The sequence below is a fragment of the Paenibacillus sp. 1011MAR3C5 genome (assembly GCF_003591485.1).
Taxonomy (GTDB): domain Bacteria; phylum Bacillota; class Bacilli; order Paenibacillales; family Paenibacillaceae; genus Pristimantibacillus.
Genome location: NZ_QZCF01000003.1, coordinates 714,918 through 731,895, shown reverse-complemented (window position 1 = coordinate 731,895; position 16,978 = coordinate 714,918). Strand labels below are relative to the sequence as shown.

The 16,978-nt window shown below is 52.4% G+C and carries 10 protein-coding genes; 4 read left to right on the top strand and 6 right to left on the bottom strand.

The annotated features are described in order from the left end of the window. Window positions 1-303: 303 nt before the first annotated feature. Entirely contained in the window at window positions 304-4,908 is a 4,605-nt protein-coding gene (gltB, locus tag D3P07_RS12920) for a glutamate synthase large subunit (protein ID WP_119800616.1), read from the bottom strand. 321 nt (window positions 4,909-5,229) lie between these two features. On the opposite strand from gltB, the gene D3P07_RS12915 reads away from it, so the two are divergent. Then, complete coding sequence (locus tag D3P07_RS12915; RefSeq protein ID WP_119800615.1) at window positions 5,230-6,576, top strand: SGNH/GDSL hydrolase family protein; 1,347 nt, start codon at window positions 5,230-5,232, stop codon at window positions 6,574-6,576. On the opposite strand, the gene kapB is transcribed toward D3P07_RS12915, so the two are convergent. Further along, window positions 6,577-6,972 carry a kinase-associated lipoprotein KapB gene (gene kapB / locus D3P07_RS12910; protein WP_119800614.1) on the bottom strand — a complete coding sequence of 132 codons (396 nt, stop codon included), beginning with the start codon at window positions 6,970-6,972 and terminating at the stop codon, window positions 6,577-6,579. Window positions 6,973-7,136: 164 nt separating this feature from the next. Between kapB and D3P07_RS12905 the strand changes: the two genes are divergently transcribed. Together D3P07_RS12905 and D3P07_RS12900 are read left to right on the top strand one after the other, a co-directional pair. Further along, entirely contained in the window at window positions 7,137-8,252 is a 1,116-nt protein-coding gene (locus D3P07_RS12905; RefSeq protein ID WP_119800613.1) for an MGDG synthase family glycosyltransferase, read from the top strand. A 91-nt stretch (window positions 8,253-8,343) separates the two neighbouring features. Then, entirely contained in the window at window positions 8,344-9,759 is a 1,416-nt protein-coding gene (locus D3P07_RS12900) for an NAD-dependent malic enzyme (RefSeq protein WP_119800612.1), read from the top strand. 622 nt (window positions 9,760-10,381) lie between these two features. Here the strand turns inward: D3P07_RS12900 and D3P07_RS12895 are convergent. Next, window positions 10,382-11,581 (bottom strand): MFS transporter, encoded by a 1,200-nt coding sequence (locus D3P07_RS12895; RefSeq protein WP_182914298.1) that lies wholly within the window; start codon window positions 11,579-11,581, stop codon window positions 10,382-10,384. A 355-nt stretch (window positions 11,582-11,936) separates the two neighbouring features. On the opposite strand from D3P07_RS12895, the gene D3P07_RS12890 reads away from it, so the two are divergent. Beyond that, window positions 11,937-12,617 (top strand): YqaA family protein, encoded by a 681-nt coding sequence (locus D3P07_RS12890; protein ID WP_119800611.1) that lies wholly within the window; start codon window positions 11,937-11,939, stop codon window positions 12,615-12,617. A 78-nt stretch (window positions 12,618-12,695) separates the two neighbouring features. Here D3P07_RS12890 and D3P07_RS12885 read toward each other — a convergent pair whose 3' ends face one another. The 3 genes from D3P07_RS12885 to D3P07_RS12875 form a co-directional block, all read right to left on the bottom strand. Beyond that, window positions 12,696-13,781 (bottom strand): C40 family peptidase, encoded by a 1,086-nt coding sequence (locus tag D3P07_RS12885; RefSeq protein ID WP_259391478.1) that lies wholly within the window; start codon window positions 13,779-13,781, stop codon window positions 12,696-12,698. A gap of 352 nt (window positions 13,782-14,133) precedes the next feature. Next, window positions 14,134-15,051 carry a cation diffusion facilitator family transporter gene (locus D3P07_RS12880; RefSeq protein ID WP_119800610.1) on the bottom strand — a complete coding sequence of 306 codons (918 nt, stop codon included), beginning with the start codon at window positions 15,049-15,051 and terminating at the stop codon, window positions 14,134-14,136. Between the two features lie 265 nt (window positions 15,052-15,316). Continuing rightward, window positions 15,317-16,936: an ABC-F family ATP-binding cassette domain-containing protein gene (locus tag D3P07_RS12875; protein ID WP_119800609.1), complete on the bottom strand. Its 1,620-nt coding sequence runs from the start codon at window positions 16,934-16,936 to the stop codon at window positions 15,317-15,319. Window positions 16,937-16,978: the final 42 nt, after the last annotated feature.

Below are 16,978 nucleotides of genomic sequence, written 5' to 3'. Positions count from 1 at the left end.
CCTCCTCAGCGCCAAATTACGTACTATTATACTTGAGGTATCCTAGGAAGCATGTCGCTTCTTGGCGTCGCTTGCAGCCGGTCCGGGTCTACTTTTGTCGATAAGGAGATGCCGGATGCAGCAGCTTCAGCATGGTCCGATTACTGTAAGCTGCAGCTTTTGAATCCGCGAATGGACCAAAGAGCAGGTACTGAGCAGCTCTCCTTTGATCCAAAGTAACTGTACACTCCGCCGTAACTTCGTTCACATAAAAAATCTCGCAATAGAGTTCTTCACTCTACTGCGAGATTGTATAATGATCTCTTATTTGCCGCCTGCACGAGCCAGTTCACGCTTGTTCGCTTCGAACGCGGCAAGCAATGCGTCTCCGCCTTGCAGACCTGTATCCTCCGCTTTACGAATTTGCTCCAGCATCCGCTTGTAGTCCTTCGGAATCACCTTCACGAATTTCGCTAGCTCTGCATCCCAATCGTTCAGAATGCGTGTGCCTACGGCACTCTCCGTATACTGGACATGTCTCTCGATCATGCCGCGCAGCTCACTGATATCGGCCTCTTCCTCCAGACGCTCCAGAAGGATCATCTCCAGGTTTGTGTGGTTATAGAAGTCGCCTTGCTCGTCATAGACATAAGCTACGCCGCCGGACATGCCTGCGCCGAAGTTGCGGCCAGTAGCGCCCAGTACGACAACACGTCCTCCAGTCATATACTCACAGCCATGATCGCCGACGCCCTCAACAACTACATTGACGCCGCTATTCCGTACTGCGAAGCGCTCGCCGGCAATTCCGCGAATGTAAGCCTGGCCGCTCGTTGCGCCGTACAGGGCTGTGTTGCCGATAATAATGTTGTCTTCTGCTGCAAAGGTCGCTTTCGGTGACGGTGCTACTATAATTTTGCCGCCGGACAATCCTTTGCCGAAGTAGTCATTGGAGTCGCCTTCAACCGATAGCGTAATGCCCTTCGGTACGAATGCGCCGAAGCTTTGGCCCGCCGTACCGATAAAGTGGTACCAGATCGTATCTTCCGGCAGCCCTTTGGCTCCATAACGGCTGGTTACTTCGGAACCCAGAATCGTTCCGACAACGCGGTTCGTATTCAAGATCGGGAACGTTCCGCGAACGCTCTCTCCATTCTCCAAAGCCGGCTTCGCCAGAGGAACAAGCTGCTGCATATCGATCGACAGCTCCAGACCGTGGTTCTGGTCTTGCACCTTGTAGCGTTTGGCGCCTTCGGCAACATCCGCTTCATACAAGATGCTCGACAGGTCAAGACCTTTCGCTTTGTAATGCTCAGTCAGATGCTTCGTCTCCAGACGGTCAACGCGCCCTACCATCTCTTCGATCGTACGGAAGCCAAGCTCTGCCATAATCTCGCGCATTTCCTCCGCGATGAAGCGCAGGTAGTTCACGACATGGGCCGGTTCGCCCATGAACTTCTTGCGAAGCTCCGGATTTTGCGTAGCTACACCGACTGGACAAGTATCCAGCTGGCAGACACGCATCATGACGCAGCCGAGAACGATAAGCGGAGCTGTCGAGAAGCCGTATTCTTCAGCTCCAAGCAATGCAGCGATCGCAACGTCGCGTCCGTTCATCATTTTGCCGTCGGTCTCAATCGTCACGCGGTCACGCAGATTGTTCAGCATGAGCGTCTGGTGCGTCTCGGCCAGACCAAGCTCCCAAGGAAGACCCGCGTGGCGGATAGAGCCCATCGGAGATGCACCTGTACCGCCGTCATAGCCGCTGACCATAATGACATCTGCGCGGCCTTTCGCTACACCTGCAGCAATCGTGCCAACGCCAACCTCGGATACAAGCTTAACGTTGATGCGAGCGCGCGGATTCGCGTTTTTCAGATCGTGGATCAGCTCAGCCAGATCCTCGATGGAATAAATATCGTGATGCGGAGGAGGCGAGATGAGGCCAACGCCCGGAGTCGAGCCCCGTACTTCCGCAACCCAAGGGTATACTTTCAGGCCAGGCAGCTGTCCGCCTTCGCCAGGCTTCGCGCCTTGGGCCATTTTAATTTGAATCTCGTCGGCGTTCACCAAGTAGTTGCTCGTTACGCCGAAACGTCCCGATGCGACCTGCTTGATCGCGCTGCGGCGGGAATCGCCGTTGCTGTCCGGCGTAAAGCGTGCCGGATCTTCGCCGCCTTCACCCGTGTTGGACTTGCCGCCGAGGCGGTTCATCGCAATAGCCAGGCTTTCATGCGCTTCCTTGCTGATGGAGCCAAAGGACATTGCGCCGGTCTTGAACCGTTTGACGATGGACTCTACCGATTCCACTTCTTCAAGCGGCACAGAATGGCCATCCTTCTTGAAGTCGATGAGCGAGCGAAGCGTCAGATGCTTCTTGTTCTCGCCTTGCACCAGCACGGAGAACTTCTTGTACAGTTTATAGTCATTGGCACGCGATGCCATCTGAAGCGTATGGATCGTCTGCGGCGTGAACAGATGGTCCTCGCCGTCCTTGCGCCATTGGTAGTCGCCGCCGGAATCCAGTTCCTTCTCAGCGCCTTCCTGCTCGGCGAACGCACGGTTATGGGCATGCAGCGTCTCTTCGGCGATGACATCCAGTCCGATGCCGCCGATGCGGGATTGCGTCCACGTGAAGTACTCGTTGATCACATCCTCGCGAAGGCCCAGCGCTTCGAAGATTTGCGCGCCGCGGTACGATTGGATCGTGGAGATGCCCATCTTGGACAATACTTTTACGACGCCTTTCGTAGCAGCTTTAATATAGTTTTTGACCGCCTTCTCATGCGATACGCCTCTTAGCATGCCTTGCTTAATCATGTCATCCAGCGATTCGAAGGCCAGGTAAGGATTGACAGCATTGACGCCGTAACCGAGCAGCAGTGCATAATGATGAACCTCGCGCGGTTCGCCAGACTCCAGCATGATGCCGACCTTCGTACGCGTGCCCTGGCGGATCAGATGGTGATGCAGAGCCGATACGGCCAGCAGAGCAGGAATCGCTGCATTCTCCTTGTCAACGCCGCGGTCGGACAAGATGATAATATTATGGCCTTTCGCAATAACGCGGTCAGCCGCCTCGCACAATAATGTCAGCGCGGAGCGAAGTCCCTCTTCGCCTTCGCTTGCCGTGAAGAAGATCGGCAGTGTGATGGACTTGAAGCCTTCGCGGCGGATGTGGCGCAGCTTGGCGAATTGCTCGTTGGACAGGATCGGCGTATCCAGCTTAATGTGGCGGCAGCTCTCCGGCTCCGGATTAAGCAGGTTGCGCTCAGGTCCGATCGTTGTCGCTGTCGACGTAATAATCTCCTCGCGGATCGCATCGATCGGCGGGTTCGTTACTTGCGCGAACAGCTGCTTGAAGTAGTTGTACAGGCGCTGCGGACGCTCGGACAATACGGCAAGCGGAGCGTCATAGCCCATGGACGCGATCGGCTCTTGGCCGCTTCCCGCCATCGGTTCAAGCACCTTGCGGATATCCTCGAACGTATAGCCGAACGCTTGCTGGCGGCGCTGAACCGTGTCATGGCTCGGATCCGGAAGCTCAGGCGCTTCTGGCAGATCGTCCAGATTGACCAGATGCTCGTCAAGCCATTCGCGGTAAGGATGCTCGGCAGCAATAGCCGCCTTTACTTCCTCGTCGGAGATAATACGGCCTTGCGCTGTATCGACAAGCAGCATGCGGCCTGGACGCAGTCTGTCTTTGTATAAAATGTCTTCCGCAGGAATCTGTACTGCTCCCGCTTCTGAACCTAGAATAATATGGTCATCCTTCGTCACGTAGTAACGGGCAGGGCGAAGACCGTTGCGGTCCAGCGTAGCGCCGATTTGCGTGCCGTCTGTAAAGCCCATTGCAGCCGGTCCATCCCACGGCTCCATCAAGGTGCTGTGGTATTCGTAGAATGCCTTGCGCTCGTCGCTCATGCTCTCGTGGTTGGACCAAGGTTCGGGAACCATCATCATCGCCACATGCGGCAAGGAGCGGCCAGCCAGGTGCAGGAATTCAAGCGTGTTGTCGAACATCGCCGTGTCGGAACCGTCCGGATTGATAATCGGCTTGATCTTCTCCAGATCCTCGCCGAACAGCTCGGAGGCGAACAGCGTCTGGCGCGCATGCATCCAGTTCACGTTGCCGCGAAGCGTATTGATTTCACCGTTATGAATCAGATAATGGAATGGATGAGCTCTCTCCCAGCTAGGGAATGTGTTCGTACTAAAACGGGAATGCACTAAAGCAATAGCAGAGACAACCGATTCGTCATTCAGCTCGGTATAGAAGGAACGTACTTGCTCTGTGGTAAGCATGCCTTTGTACACGATTTTTTTGGAGGACAGACTGGAGAAGTAAAACATGTTTCCGCCTTCTTTGCCGGCATAGCGAATGGCCAGTTCCGCGCGCTTGCGGATGACATACAGCTTGCGCTCGAAAGCGAGGGTGTCTTTCAATTCTGCATTTTTGCCAATGAACACCTGACGAACATAAGGTTTAACCGCCAGCGCCGATTGGCCCAGCTTCCCATCGTCCGTAGGCACAGTGCGCCATCCGATCATAGTCTGCTTCTCTTCCGCGACAATGCTCTCAAGCTCGCGCTCGATCACCGTGCGGGCAGCTTCGTCTTGCGGCATAAAAATCATGCCGACCGCGTAGTCCCCTTCAGCGGGCAGTTGAATGCTTTGCTTGCTCAGCTCGGCGGAGAAAAACGCATGCGGGATTTGAAGCAGAATACCTGCACCGTCACCGGTGTTCGGCTCGCTGCCCTGTCCGCCGCGATGCTCCATGTTCTCTAGCAGAGTCAGAGCCTGGCGGATAACCTTATGCGATTTTTTTCCTTTAATGCTGGCTACAAAGCCCATTCCGCAAGCATCTTTCTCGTTCTGCGGGTCATAAAGTCCTTGCTTAGGCGGCAATCCCAAAATATTTTCTTTCATTGTGTGCAACCTTTCTATCAGAAGATTTTTGGGCAAGCAATGTAGAATAACAGGCTTGATCACTTAATTGGCTTCATTTTTGGCTTGAACTATCATAGAATGGTAGGGGGCGAGGCACACCCGCCTGCTCCTTGCCATTCCTCTTGCCATCTACCGTTGCTAAGCGATTATTATATGATTTTAACATCAGGGCAAATCGGAATCAATTTAATATTTTTATAATTGTGATAAGGATTGTTTGGCGGCGGCGGCTGACGGGTTCTAGGACTAGTGGTGTGTAATCTCTGTTTTCATCTATTTTATCAAAAGGATGTGTGGCAATTGTATAGCAAATTAAGGAATATGTGGAGCCGCGCGACGATCGCGGCAGTCGTCGCAGGATGTCTGGCCTTCAGTGTAACCGCCACGGCTGCTCCGAAGGCGGGGGCAGAAGGAGTATCAAGCGATACATACGACATTGTCGTACTGGGCGATTCGCTGGCAGCCGGCTATGAGCTGGGCTTTACGGCATCCTCTGTGCCTTACGGGTTTGCCGAGCATGCATACGAGCAGGCTCTGTTCCAAGGACTTCGGGCCGAATATACCAACTACGGCATTATCGGCCTGCGCTCGGAAGGGCTCAGCAAGTGGCTGGATGCCGCGGCCAAGGGACAAGCCGTGAAGGAGGCCGACATTCAAGCAGGCCTCAGCGATCCGCGTGCTGCCGCGATGTTCGGCAAGACAACCCAACTCGCCCAGGATCTCAAAGATGCCGAGCTTGTGCTCGTTACAATCGGCGGCAACGACTTCCTGTGGATGCTGAACGACCTTGGCTTTGAGACAGCGTTCGATCAGCTTCCAGCAGACAAGCAGGATCAATTGAAAGCTCAGCTCGATACGCTTCTTGAAGGCTTCGAGAAGCAGCTGAAAGCATCGCTTGGGACCATTCAGAAGCTTCAGCCGAATGCCGAGATTGTGGTCGCCAACCAGTATCTACCTATATATATCCAAATTCGGGATCAGAAGACATACTTCGTTCCTGACTCTACAGCCAAGTTTCTAACGGACGGCCAAGCACGCCTGCTTGAGCGACTGCAAACTGTTGTAGCTGAATATTCGAAGCAAGGCTTGAATGTGAAAATCGCTGATGCGTCGTCCGCAATTGAAAAGGACGCGCTTAAGTTCACCAGCATCCGCGCAACAGATGAGAAAGGCAATCCGATGCCGGATATCCACCCTACCGCTTCCGGTTATGCAGCGCTTGGCAAAGCATTCGCAGAACCGCTATGGGGAACCTACCAAACAGTCAAACCGCGCAAGCAAGGCGTGCCGATCTCGATCGTCGTAGGCGGCAAGGAAGTGATTACCGACTATGCGCCTGTCATCAAGAAAGGGCGTACGTTCTTGTCGCTGCGCGATGTAACCGATGCCCTTGGTGCGGAGCTGCAATGGAACGCCGCGACTTCCACCGCGACTATTACGCTGGAGAATCGGACAGTAGCGATTACAGTTGGTGCAACAACGATCAGCATCAACGGCAAGAGCGAGCCGCTGAACGCAGAGCCCGCCTATCTCCAGCAGTTCAGCGGCGAGAAAAAGACTTACGTGCCGCTGGCCGCGCTTTCCGACGGACTCGGCTTCCAGGTTGTATACCGTGAAACGTTGAAAACCGCTTTTATTAACCGTTAGTTACTTGTAGTCCTTTTGCAATCCGATCATCGTCTCCAGGCTCTTGGCTGTCCAGCGGTTCAGACGGTCGAGAGACTCGATCTCGGCTGCAACTGCCGCATGTAGCGACTCCCGGTAATCCGGCACCGCTCCCGCGTAGCTTTGCAAGTCTCTGATAAGGACTGTTGTTTTTTCTGTGTAGCTTAAGGCGCGGCGTTCATGGAACATCGCAACATCCGGGTTGTAGGGCTGATGAAGATCGCCCTGCTCCGGATGCTTGAGCACTGCCAGCACTTTGACGAGCGCACGCGGAGCGTTAAGCTCGACAACCTCACCTACATATACGCCCGAACGGACTTTGGCCTTAACTATATTTCCAACTTCGCAGCGGAATGGTTCCTCATAACTAGACATCATGTATCCCTCCTGAATCTAACGTTTTTTACTTCATCTACAATGAATTCATAAACAAGCATGTGATTACAATGTAAAGGAACGTTAATTTATTGACAAGCAGAACATCCACGCTTGTATAAACCTAACCTGAGAAGTAATATGGAAATAGAAAAGTAGGTGAGTATATGCGCAAGAAGAGAGTGCTGCTGCTCTCAGAGGGGTTCGGCTCCGGCCATACGCAAGCAGCAAACGCGCTGGCGGTAGGATTAAAGCAGATATGCCCCAGCATCTCGGCTCGAGTCATTGAGCTAGGTAAATTTTTAAACCCGGTAATCGGACCGTTGATCGTGTCAGCCTACCGGAGAACGGTAAGCTCGCAGCCCAAGATGGTAGGCATGATGTACCGCAGCAATTATAAGAAACCGACGAACCGCTTGGCACAGCTTGCGCTTCACCGGATGTTTTATACACAGACGTCACAGGTTATCGCACAGCTTAAGCCGGATCTTATCGTATGCACCCATCCCGTCCCTAATACTGTCGTTGCAAGGTTGAAGCGGCTCGGACTGGATATTCCTTTATATACGCTTATAACCGATTACGACGCACATGGCTCCTGGGTCAACCAGGAAGTGAATCATTATCTGGTTTCGTCCCCTGACGTGAAACGCCGTCTTGTGGAGAAGGGCGTAATGCCGGAACGAGTGGAAGTAACAGGCATACCTGTGCATCCCAATTTCTGGATTACATACAGCAAGGATGTTATACGCGAGGAATACGATCTGAAGGATATGCCGACGGTACTCATTATGGGCGGTGGCTGGGGTATCCTGTATGAAGACAATGCCTTATCGTACATGACCAAGTGGCGCGAGACGACGCAATTAATCTTTTGTGTAGGCTCCAACGAGAAGATGAAGGAAAAAATGCTGGGCGATCCCATGTTCCAGCACCAGAACATTCGTATTTTAGGTTTTACGCGCGATGTTCACAAGCTGATGGAAGCAGCCGATCTGCTGGTGACCAAGCCCGGTGGCATGACTTGCACTGAAGGCATGAGCAAGGCGCTGCCGATGCTGTTTTACGAGCCGATACCGGGCCAGGAGGAAGAGAATTGCGAATACTTCATCCAGAACGGGTTCGGTGAGATGCTAAATTCGAATGATACGGTAAACCGGTGGTTCCAGCTTATCCATGACAAAGCGGCGGCAACCGCCTTTCGCGAAGGCCTGCTCCAGAAGCGCGCGCTTCAATATGATCCCAAAAAATGTCCCGAGGCCGTACTGCAGCTCATGCAGTGACGGCTTTGTTTTTCACCGCTGCTTTGGGGCATAATTGAAGATGGCTTGATTGATACCGATACTGCACATTTGAAGGGAGATCGTGACAGGCATGCAATCACAAATGACAGATGGCAAAACGATTATTCTCAGGCTTGAAATCGACACAGAAAAAGCCCAGTTCGGCAAGGCCGCTACCGCAATCGAGCAAGCAAAAGGCGATATTGTCGCCATTGACGTCATACATACCGACAAGAATAAAAGCGTACGGGACTTAACGGTTAAAATTACCGAGCAAGGCGCCTCCGAACGGCTGACAGAAGCGCTGCGCTCCGTACCGGGCATCCGGTTGCTTCATATCTCTGACCGTACGTTCCTGCTTCATCTTGGCGGTAAAATTACGATTCAGCCGAAGACACCGATTCAAAACCGCGACGATCTGTCCAGAGTTTACACCCCTGACGTAGCCAGAGTATGCCAAGCCATCCATGAAGAACCGTCCAAGGCCCATACACTTACGATCAAGCGCAATACAGTAGCCGTCGTCTCTGATGGCAGCGCCGTGCTGGGCCTTGGCAATATCGGGCCGTATGCCGCGATGCCGGTTATGGAGGGAAAGGCGATGCTGTTCAAGCAATTCGCCGATGTGGATGCCTTCCCGATCTGCCTCGATACACAAGACACCGAAGAAGTGATCGCGGCCGTCAAGCATCTCGCTCCCGGCTTCGGCGGCATCAACCTGGAGGACATCTCCGCTCCGCGCTGCTTCGAGATTGAGCAGCGGCTGCGTGAAGAGCTCGATATCCCGGTGTTTCATGATGATCAGCATGGAACGGCCGTTGTCCTCTATGCCGGCCTGCTGAATGCGCTGAAGCTGACCGGCCGCACGTTAAGCGAAGCCCGCATCGTCGTATGCGGCATTGGCGCGGCAGGCACAGCCTGCACGAAGATGCTGCTCGCCGGCGGCGCACGCAACGTGATCGGCATCGATCGCCCGGGCATTCTGTCTGCCGATGAGACGTATGATCATCCGATGTGGCAATGGTATGCGCAGAATACGAATCCGGAACGCCGCAAGGGCGGACTGAAGGAAGCGCTGGAGGGAGCGGACGTGTTCATCGGCGTATCGGCTGGCCGCCTGCTGACAAGAGAGCATGTTGCAAGCATGGCGCCTGATCCCATCGTATTCGCCATGGCGAACCCAGAGCCGGAGATTCGTCCCGAGTTGATCGAGGATATCGTTGGCGTCATTGCAACAGGACGCTCCGACTATCCGAACCAGATCAACAATGTGCTTTGCTTCCCGGGCATCTTCCGTGGAGCGCTCGATAGCCGCGCTTCCGAAATCAACGAGCCGATGAAGCTTGCAGCAGCCGAAGCGATTGCTTCCGTCATCAGCGACGAAGAGCTGAACCGCATGTACATTATACCTAGCGTGTTCAATACGAAGATCGTAGAGGAAGTACGGCGCAGAGTCGTAGCCGCCGCCCAGCAAAGCGGCGTATCCCGCCGCCAGCTGCGAGACTAGGCGGAGATGGCGCTGACTCCAGCTCGTTCCGAGCGTTTAAGTCGGTGTCGCCGACTTAATTGAACATATCTAGCTCAGTGTGAACATTAAGTCGGTGTGGCCGACCTAATTGAGCATATCTAGCTCAGAGGGAACATTAAGTCGGTGTCGCCGACTTAATTGCACCAATCTAGCTCAGAGGGAACATTAAGTCGGTGTGGCCGACTTAATTGAACCAATCTAGCTCAGTGTGAACATTAAGTCGGTGTGGCCACTTAATTGAACCAATCTAGCTCAGTGGGAATATTAAGTCGGTGTGGCCGACTTAATTGCACCAATCTAGCTCAGAGGGAACATTAAGTCGGTGTGGCTGACTTAATTGAACCAATCTAGCTCAGTGGGAATATTAAGTCGGTGTGGCCGACCTAATGAAACGGAGCGGCTCGTTGCGAGCGTGTAAGTCGGTATGATCGACTTAATGGTGCGCAATTTGCGCAATCCCAACCGTTGGAACAAACTTTCATCATAATATGAAAAGAACCATATCATCATGTTAGGGAGTAACTCCCTCCATGAAGAATATGGTTCTTTCTCGTTTCAATACGTTGTTTCAATCTAGCAAGCCTTAGAGCGCCCCCAGCAGTTACGAGCGGGCCACGGACCGCTCTCTTCTCCGCCTCATCCAGACGATCATGCCTGTACCGGCCATGATAACCCCTGTCGCCACGAAGATCGAGTGGATGCCGAGGAATAGACCCAGCAGCCCGCCAAGCAGCGGGCCCAGCATGGAGCCGAACTGGTTGGCGCTAGCCGTCAGGCCGAAGGACCTGCCCCGGAACTGCTCGTCCGTATTTTGCACCATCAGCGTATTGATGATCGGGACGATACCCGCCATGAACAAGCCGAACACAAATTGCACGAACGCGAACAGCCACAGCGCTTCTACAAAATATTGCACGCAAACAACCGTCCCTGCGGTCAAGAGACACAGGATCAAGATCCGGTAATGCCCCTTCCTCTCGCCTAGCCTACCCCATATCGGCGACGCGATAATTCCAGCGATCCCGATCAACGACAAGACAAGCCCCGCCGATAGAACCGCTCCCTTTTCGCCGCCTTGCAGATCCGCGATATGGAGAGACAGCAGCGGCTGAATCATATTGAGAGATAATTGAAACACGACGAGGATGAGCAGCATTTGAATGAGCGCCCGATTTCGGAATGCCATCCGGTACGTAATGGGCTGCTTGTCCTTTGCCTTCACCTGCGTCTCCCCGCTCCTGTCTTCCTTCACCCAAAAAATGACGGCGAGCGCTGCCGCAAAGATGATAACGGCTGCCACGATGAATGACCTTCGCATGCCGAAGGCTTCGGCGAGCAATCCGCCAAACAACGGGCCTAGAATTCCTCCCGTCATCGTTCCTGCTTGCATTATGCCGAGGCTCCATCCCAACTTCTCCTTCGGTGCGATCATTGCGACGATAGACATGGAAGCCGGAACAAATCCTCCGACGAAACCATGCAGCATCCGAACACCGACAAGCTGCCAAGGTGTCTGCACAAAAGCGATCAAGGCATAAATGATCGCCAGACTGAGTCCTGCCCGAATCACCATCTTGCGCTTGCCGAACTTGTCCGCCAGCATCCCCCACAGCGGAGCCATGACGGCACCAACCAGGAAAGCTGAGGAATGGACAATCCCCGCCCACAAATTAACGGAGCTTTTATCCACGCCAAGGTCATACAGAAACAGCGGCAGGAACGGCACCGACATCGTATAGCTGGAGCTGCAGAACAGGACCCCGAACCATAAAATCCACATCGTTCTTTTCCAGGATTGCACGTGATGTCACTCCCCTCATGCCAAAAACCGCACTAAATCCATCCGAACGTATGCGCGTCATGTACCACTATACGCCTACTCCCGTACGAGTTCAAAAGGCGAACAGGGGAGCAAAGCAGCGAAAACGGAGGGGAAGTTCCACTTATCACATAAGAATGCGTCTTAAACCCAAAAAAATATTGAAACCAGTGATCACACGCCACGTAAGTTAACTTATGGGCGTTGTTATGCCATCATGAGCAGCCTGTGAAAACGCCATCATAGCGTCTGTGACCTGCGTCCTATATAAAAGGCGACGACTACTCAACTGTATGCTATACTTAGCACGTATGTTGAACAAAAAGGAGCCTGCCTCATGTTTCAAGCTTTTATTGATTTTCTGAAGGACTATGGCCCCTTGGGATTGTTCGTTCATTCCTTTCTCGACGCGGTCATTTTTCCGGTCCCCGCTTTTTTCTTGCAGGTATCATTAAGTATTATGAATCCGACAACGGCCTTATGGCTTGCAACGGTTGGATATATCGCCTGTTTGATCGGGACTCCGGTCGGTTACTATTTGGGTAAAATTATGGGTAAATCCGTTCTCTACCGGTTTATTAAGACAGAATGGATCGATGCCGCGACAAGCCGGTTCCAAAAAAACGGTGAAGCTGCCATATTGATAGGTTCGTTTACGCCAATTCCATTTAAAGTATTTACGATTTTATCCGGCGCCTTGAACTTTCCGTTATGGCGACTGATCGGCTACGCTGCGATAGGGCGTGCCGTCAAGTTTTACGCAGTTGGCGCATTGTTCTACTTCTATGGCCGGGCGGCAGAATCTATGGTAAAGGACGTATCGCTTTATACCTTTATCATCTGCGTTCCATTGATCGCAATTTTTCTATTCGTTCGCAGCAGAATCCGCAAGAAGAAGCAGTTGGAGCAAGAGTCTGATGTTCAGTCGGCAGACGAACGACAGACAGTTGACGAGCGTCAACAAGCACCCGAGCGTCAGATAGCTGCAACCGAGTTGAAAAACGACATATCCTCATAAAAGCTTAAAAGCTATCCCTCCATCTCGAAGCAGAGATGAGGGATAGCTTTTTTTTACAATCGCATATGGTATCTGCTCTTAGAGTGCGCTTCCTCCGAATAGGAAGCGATGCTCCCAATGCGTGCCTTTAATCGAATTCGTTTTTACGCCGCCGCTTTCTTTGGAGTACGTATGCAGGATCTTGCCGTCTCCCAGGTAAATGCCGACATGCGTAATGCGCGCAGAGGACTTGTTGACACCGCTGTATGCGGATGCGCTTGTCCCTTTATAGGACATGAAGAACATCAAATCGCCGCGTTTCAGATTATTGATATTCGTAGTCGTGTTGCCTTTTTTCTTCACGTAATCGCCTTGCTGGCGGGAATCCGCAGGCAACGTAATGCCAAGTCCATCGATGAACGCTCTTCTTACAAAGTCAGAACAGTCGAAGGTTTTGGTCGAGCTGCGGTTAGAGCCGAACTCATATGGCGTGCCCAGATACTTCATGCCGGCCGAGATGACCTTCTCAACGGATGCGCTGGAGGAAGGAGTAGATGGCTTAGTCGCCGTATCTCCGCCCGAGCTGCCGCCAGAGCCGTTTGATCCTGTATTCGTAGATCCGCTACCACTGCCTGCTGTGTTTCCTAAAGACAGGTATTGCGACTGAGTCGACACATATCCTTTTACGCCGTTAGAATCGAGAACCTCATACCAGTTGCTGCTTGCTTTGCCCAGCACCTTAACTTGCTCGTTCGATTTCAGATAACGAATGCGCTTGGCGGATGTCGTAGGGCCTTCGCGGAACGAAACCGATTTTTTCACAACAGCGTTCATAGCCGGTACAGCTTCCGACGAGGAACCGGAGTTCGACGAGGATGAATCCGAAGTGGAATTTGTTTTCGTATATTTGGAAGAGGAAGAGATATATCCTGTTTTGCCTCTAGTATCGCTTACTTTATACCAGCCGCTGCCCGCCTCCTCAATGATGCTTACATCTTCGCCTTTCTTCAGCATGCGGATAACCGTGCTGGAAGTCGATGGGGCCGTACGCATGTTAACTCCCCAGATCACCTCGGCTGATTGAGCAGCATAAGCTGCCGGAGCTGGCATTACCGCTGCAGTGCCTAGCAACAAAACAGCCGATATCGTCGCAACAGCGACTTTGTGTTTCATGGTGTATCTCATTCAATACGCCTCCTTGTATGATGATTGCTGTGCCGGTGTTCGGCGTGTACAACAACCATTGTAAGTTTGGCGTGTTCGAACAAGCATCGACCGATGTTCCTAAATGGGGGACTTCGGAATTGGGAGTATGGAATTACCCAAAAATGCTAAGAAAAAATTAATAAAAGGCGCCTCCATCCTTGGAGACGCCTTCCTTTTTCACTTTTTCCAAACCCTGCATGCTTAGAGCTTATTGGGCTAAAGACCGAATATGAGAATTCTCATAAAGATTAGGGCTCTCTCATACATCATGTAGGACTAAATGCTCATTTTTATGTTTGCTATTAAAATATGGTCCCATTTACCATGCGGCTTAACGGCCCTCAGGCAGCGGATTTAAGCCTTCTCCTGCGGTCTTTTGGTCCTGCTCCAACGGCTCGACATGGACATGAACGCCCATAATATTGTGCTTCCGGCCCATTCTTCGTTCAATCTCATCACAGATCCGGTGGCTCTCGATCAACGATAATTCGGGATCTACCAGCACAATGACGTCTACCAGCACATTGCTCCCGTGAATTCTGGCCTTAATGTCCTTAATCGCCATGACTCCTTTGGTTTTGGCGATCGTTGCTCTCAGCGTCCTAAGCTCCTTCTCATCGAAGCCGTCGGTCAGCGCATGGGTCGAGCTGTAGAAGATGCCCCACGCAGTCTTGCATATAATGAGGCCGACGAGCAACGCTGCAACGGGGTCCAGCCACGGCATGCCGAACTGGGAGCCGATAATGCCAATCGCAGCACCGATGCTCACCAGGGCGTCCGACAAGTTATCCTTCGCCGCTGCCATCAGCGCTTGGTTGTTGATCTTGCGGGCCAGACGGCTATTGTAGACGTATACCCCGCCCATGCATACAGCCGAAAATAGCGCAACCCAAGCCGTAATCATATTAGGTGTCGTGTGCTCGGCTGCAATGATCGATCTTACGGCGGTAATTAGGACCTGAATGCCCACCGTCGCCATAATAAATGACGCTATAAGTGCCGCGATCGTCTCAGCCCGGAAATGGCCGTACGGGTGGTCCTTGTCGGGCGGCTTCTGCGAAATGCGCAGACCGACCAGCACCGCTACGGAGGCTACGATATCTGTTAAGTTATTGTAGCCGTCGGCTACAAGCGCACCTGATACGAACCAATAACCTGCTACAAGCTTCAGAGCGGACAAGGCGATATAAGCAGCTATACTAACCCAGGCACCCTTCTCGCCTTCCTTAATATCCTCATACTGTGTCAAAATGCCAAGCCTCCTGCCAATCTCTTCAAAACGTCTCTCGATATCATACCCGAGCAGTGCCGTGTGGGTCTAGAGAAACAGTGTTGACCTTATGCGAGCTTTTATGCCTCAGGGCAAAAGAGTGAGACAAGAGCCAGAATCGGGTACGCGGCCGCACCCGACTTGGTCTACGTTATGATGGTCGCTTTGTAAGCGAATCATTCCCACTCCGCGCAAAAAAACCGTCCCGAATCTATCTTCGGGACGGTTTTTGTTCTAGCAAGCTTTATACCGCGTACATACGCTCGCGAATCGCTTTCACTTCCGCGCTCTCCAGGTACTCGTCGTACGTCATCATACGGTCGATTACGCCATTCGGCGTAAATTCGATAATACGGTTGGCAATCGTCTGAACAAACTGATGGTCATGCGATGTGAACAAGATCGTGCAATCCGTATCGATCAAGCCGTTGTTGAGCGCTGTAATGGACTCCAGATCCAAGTGATTCGTCGGTTCATCCAGAATAAACACGTTCGCGCCTTCCAGCATCATCTTGGACAGCATGCAGCGGACCTTCTCGCCGCCGGACAAAACGCTAGCTTTCTTCATCGCTTCATCGCCGGAGAACAGCATACGGCCTAAGAAGCCACGAAGGAATGTCTCATCCGGATCTTTGGAATATTGGCGCAGCCACTCCACCAGATTAAGATCAACACCTTCAAAATAAGCGGAGTTATCTTTAGGGAAGTATGCGCGAGTCGTTGTCACGCCCCACGAATACGTGCCCGCATCCGGCTCTAGCTCACCGGCAATCAGTTGGAAGAACGTCGTCTTCGGCAAGCTGTTCGGTCCAACAAAAGCGATCTTGTCGCCTTTGTTGATCGTAATCGTCAGGTTGTCGATGAGCTTCTCGCCTTCGATCGACTTGGACAGGCCTTCTACCAGCAGCAGCTGCTTGCCCGCTTCACGCTCACCTTTGAACAAGATAAACGGGTATTTGCGGTTCGACGGACGAATATCGTCCAGTGTAATCTTATCAAGCAGCTTCTTACGCGAGGTTGCTTGCTTCGACTTCGATTTGTTGGCGCTGAAACGTTGAACAAACGCTTGCAGCTCCTTAATTTTATCTTCCTTCTTCTTGTTCTCCGAACGCATGAGCGAGAGAGCAAGCTGGCTGGACTCGTACCAGAAGTCGTAGTTGCCTACGTACATTTGGATTTTGCCAAAGTCAATGTCCGCAATATGCGTACATACCGTATTCAAGAAGTGACGGTCATGGCTGACTACGACTACTGTGCCTTCATACTTCGCGAGGAAATCCTCTAGCCAGCGGATCGATTCAATATCCAAGTGGTTGGTAGGCTCATCAAGCAGAAGAATATGCGGGGAACCGAACAAGGCTTGCGCCAACAGGACGCGCACCTTCTCGTTGCCACCCAGTTCAGACATCAGTTTGTCATGCAGATCCGTTGAGATACCAAGCCCGTTCAGCATCTCTGCCGCCTCGGATTCCGCTTCCCAGCCGTTCATATCTGCGAATTCAGCCTCAAGCTCGCCCGCGCGCATGCCGTCTTCATCTGTAAAGTCAGCCTTCGCGTAGAGCGCATCCTTCTCCCTCATCACTTCATACAGCTTCTTATGGCCCATAACGACCGTCTCCAGCACTTTGAAGCTATCGTATTCATAATGGTTCTGCTTCAGTACGGCAAGGCGTTCGCCCGGTGTAATATGAACTTCGCCCGAGGATTGCTCCACTTCGCCGGAAAGGATTTTGAGGAACGTAGACTTGCCCGCCCCGTTCGCTCCAATCAAGCCGTAGCAGTTGCCCGGCGTAAACTTGATATTGACATCTTCAAAAAGCGCGCGCTTCCCAAAGCGAAGCGTTATGCCACTTGTGCTAATCATGGTTATTAATCCCGTCCTTCACTACAAAATCGCATTTTCTCG

Coding starts and splice junctions, on each gene's coding strand:
- D3P07_RS12905 (WP_119800613.1), top strand. CDS start 7,137: ATGCGCAAGAAGAGAGTGCTGCTGCTCTCAGAGGGGTTCGGCTCCGGC.
- D3P07_RS12900 (WP_119800612.1), top strand. CDS start 8,344: ATGCAATCACAAATGACAGATGGCAAAACGATTATTCTCAGGCTTGAA.
- gltB (WP_119800616.1), bottom strand. CDS start 4,908: ATGAAAGAAAATATTTTGGGATTGCCGCCTAAGCAAGGACTTTATGAC.
- D3P07_RS12875 (WP_119800609.1), bottom strand. CDS start 16,936: ATGATTAGCACAAGTGGCATAACGCTTCGCTTTGGGAAGCGCGCGCTT.
- D3P07_RS12885 (WP_259391478.1), bottom strand. CDS start 13,781: ATGAGATACACCATGAAACACAAAGTCGCTGTTGCGACGATATCGGCT.
- kapB (WP_119800614.1), bottom strand. CDS start 6,972: ATGATGTCTAGTTATGAGGAACCATTCCGCTGCGAAGTTGGAAATATA.
- D3P07_RS12890 (WP_119800611.1), top strand. CDS start 11,937: ATGTTTCAAGCTTTTATTGATTTTCTGAAGGACTATGGCCCCTTGGGA.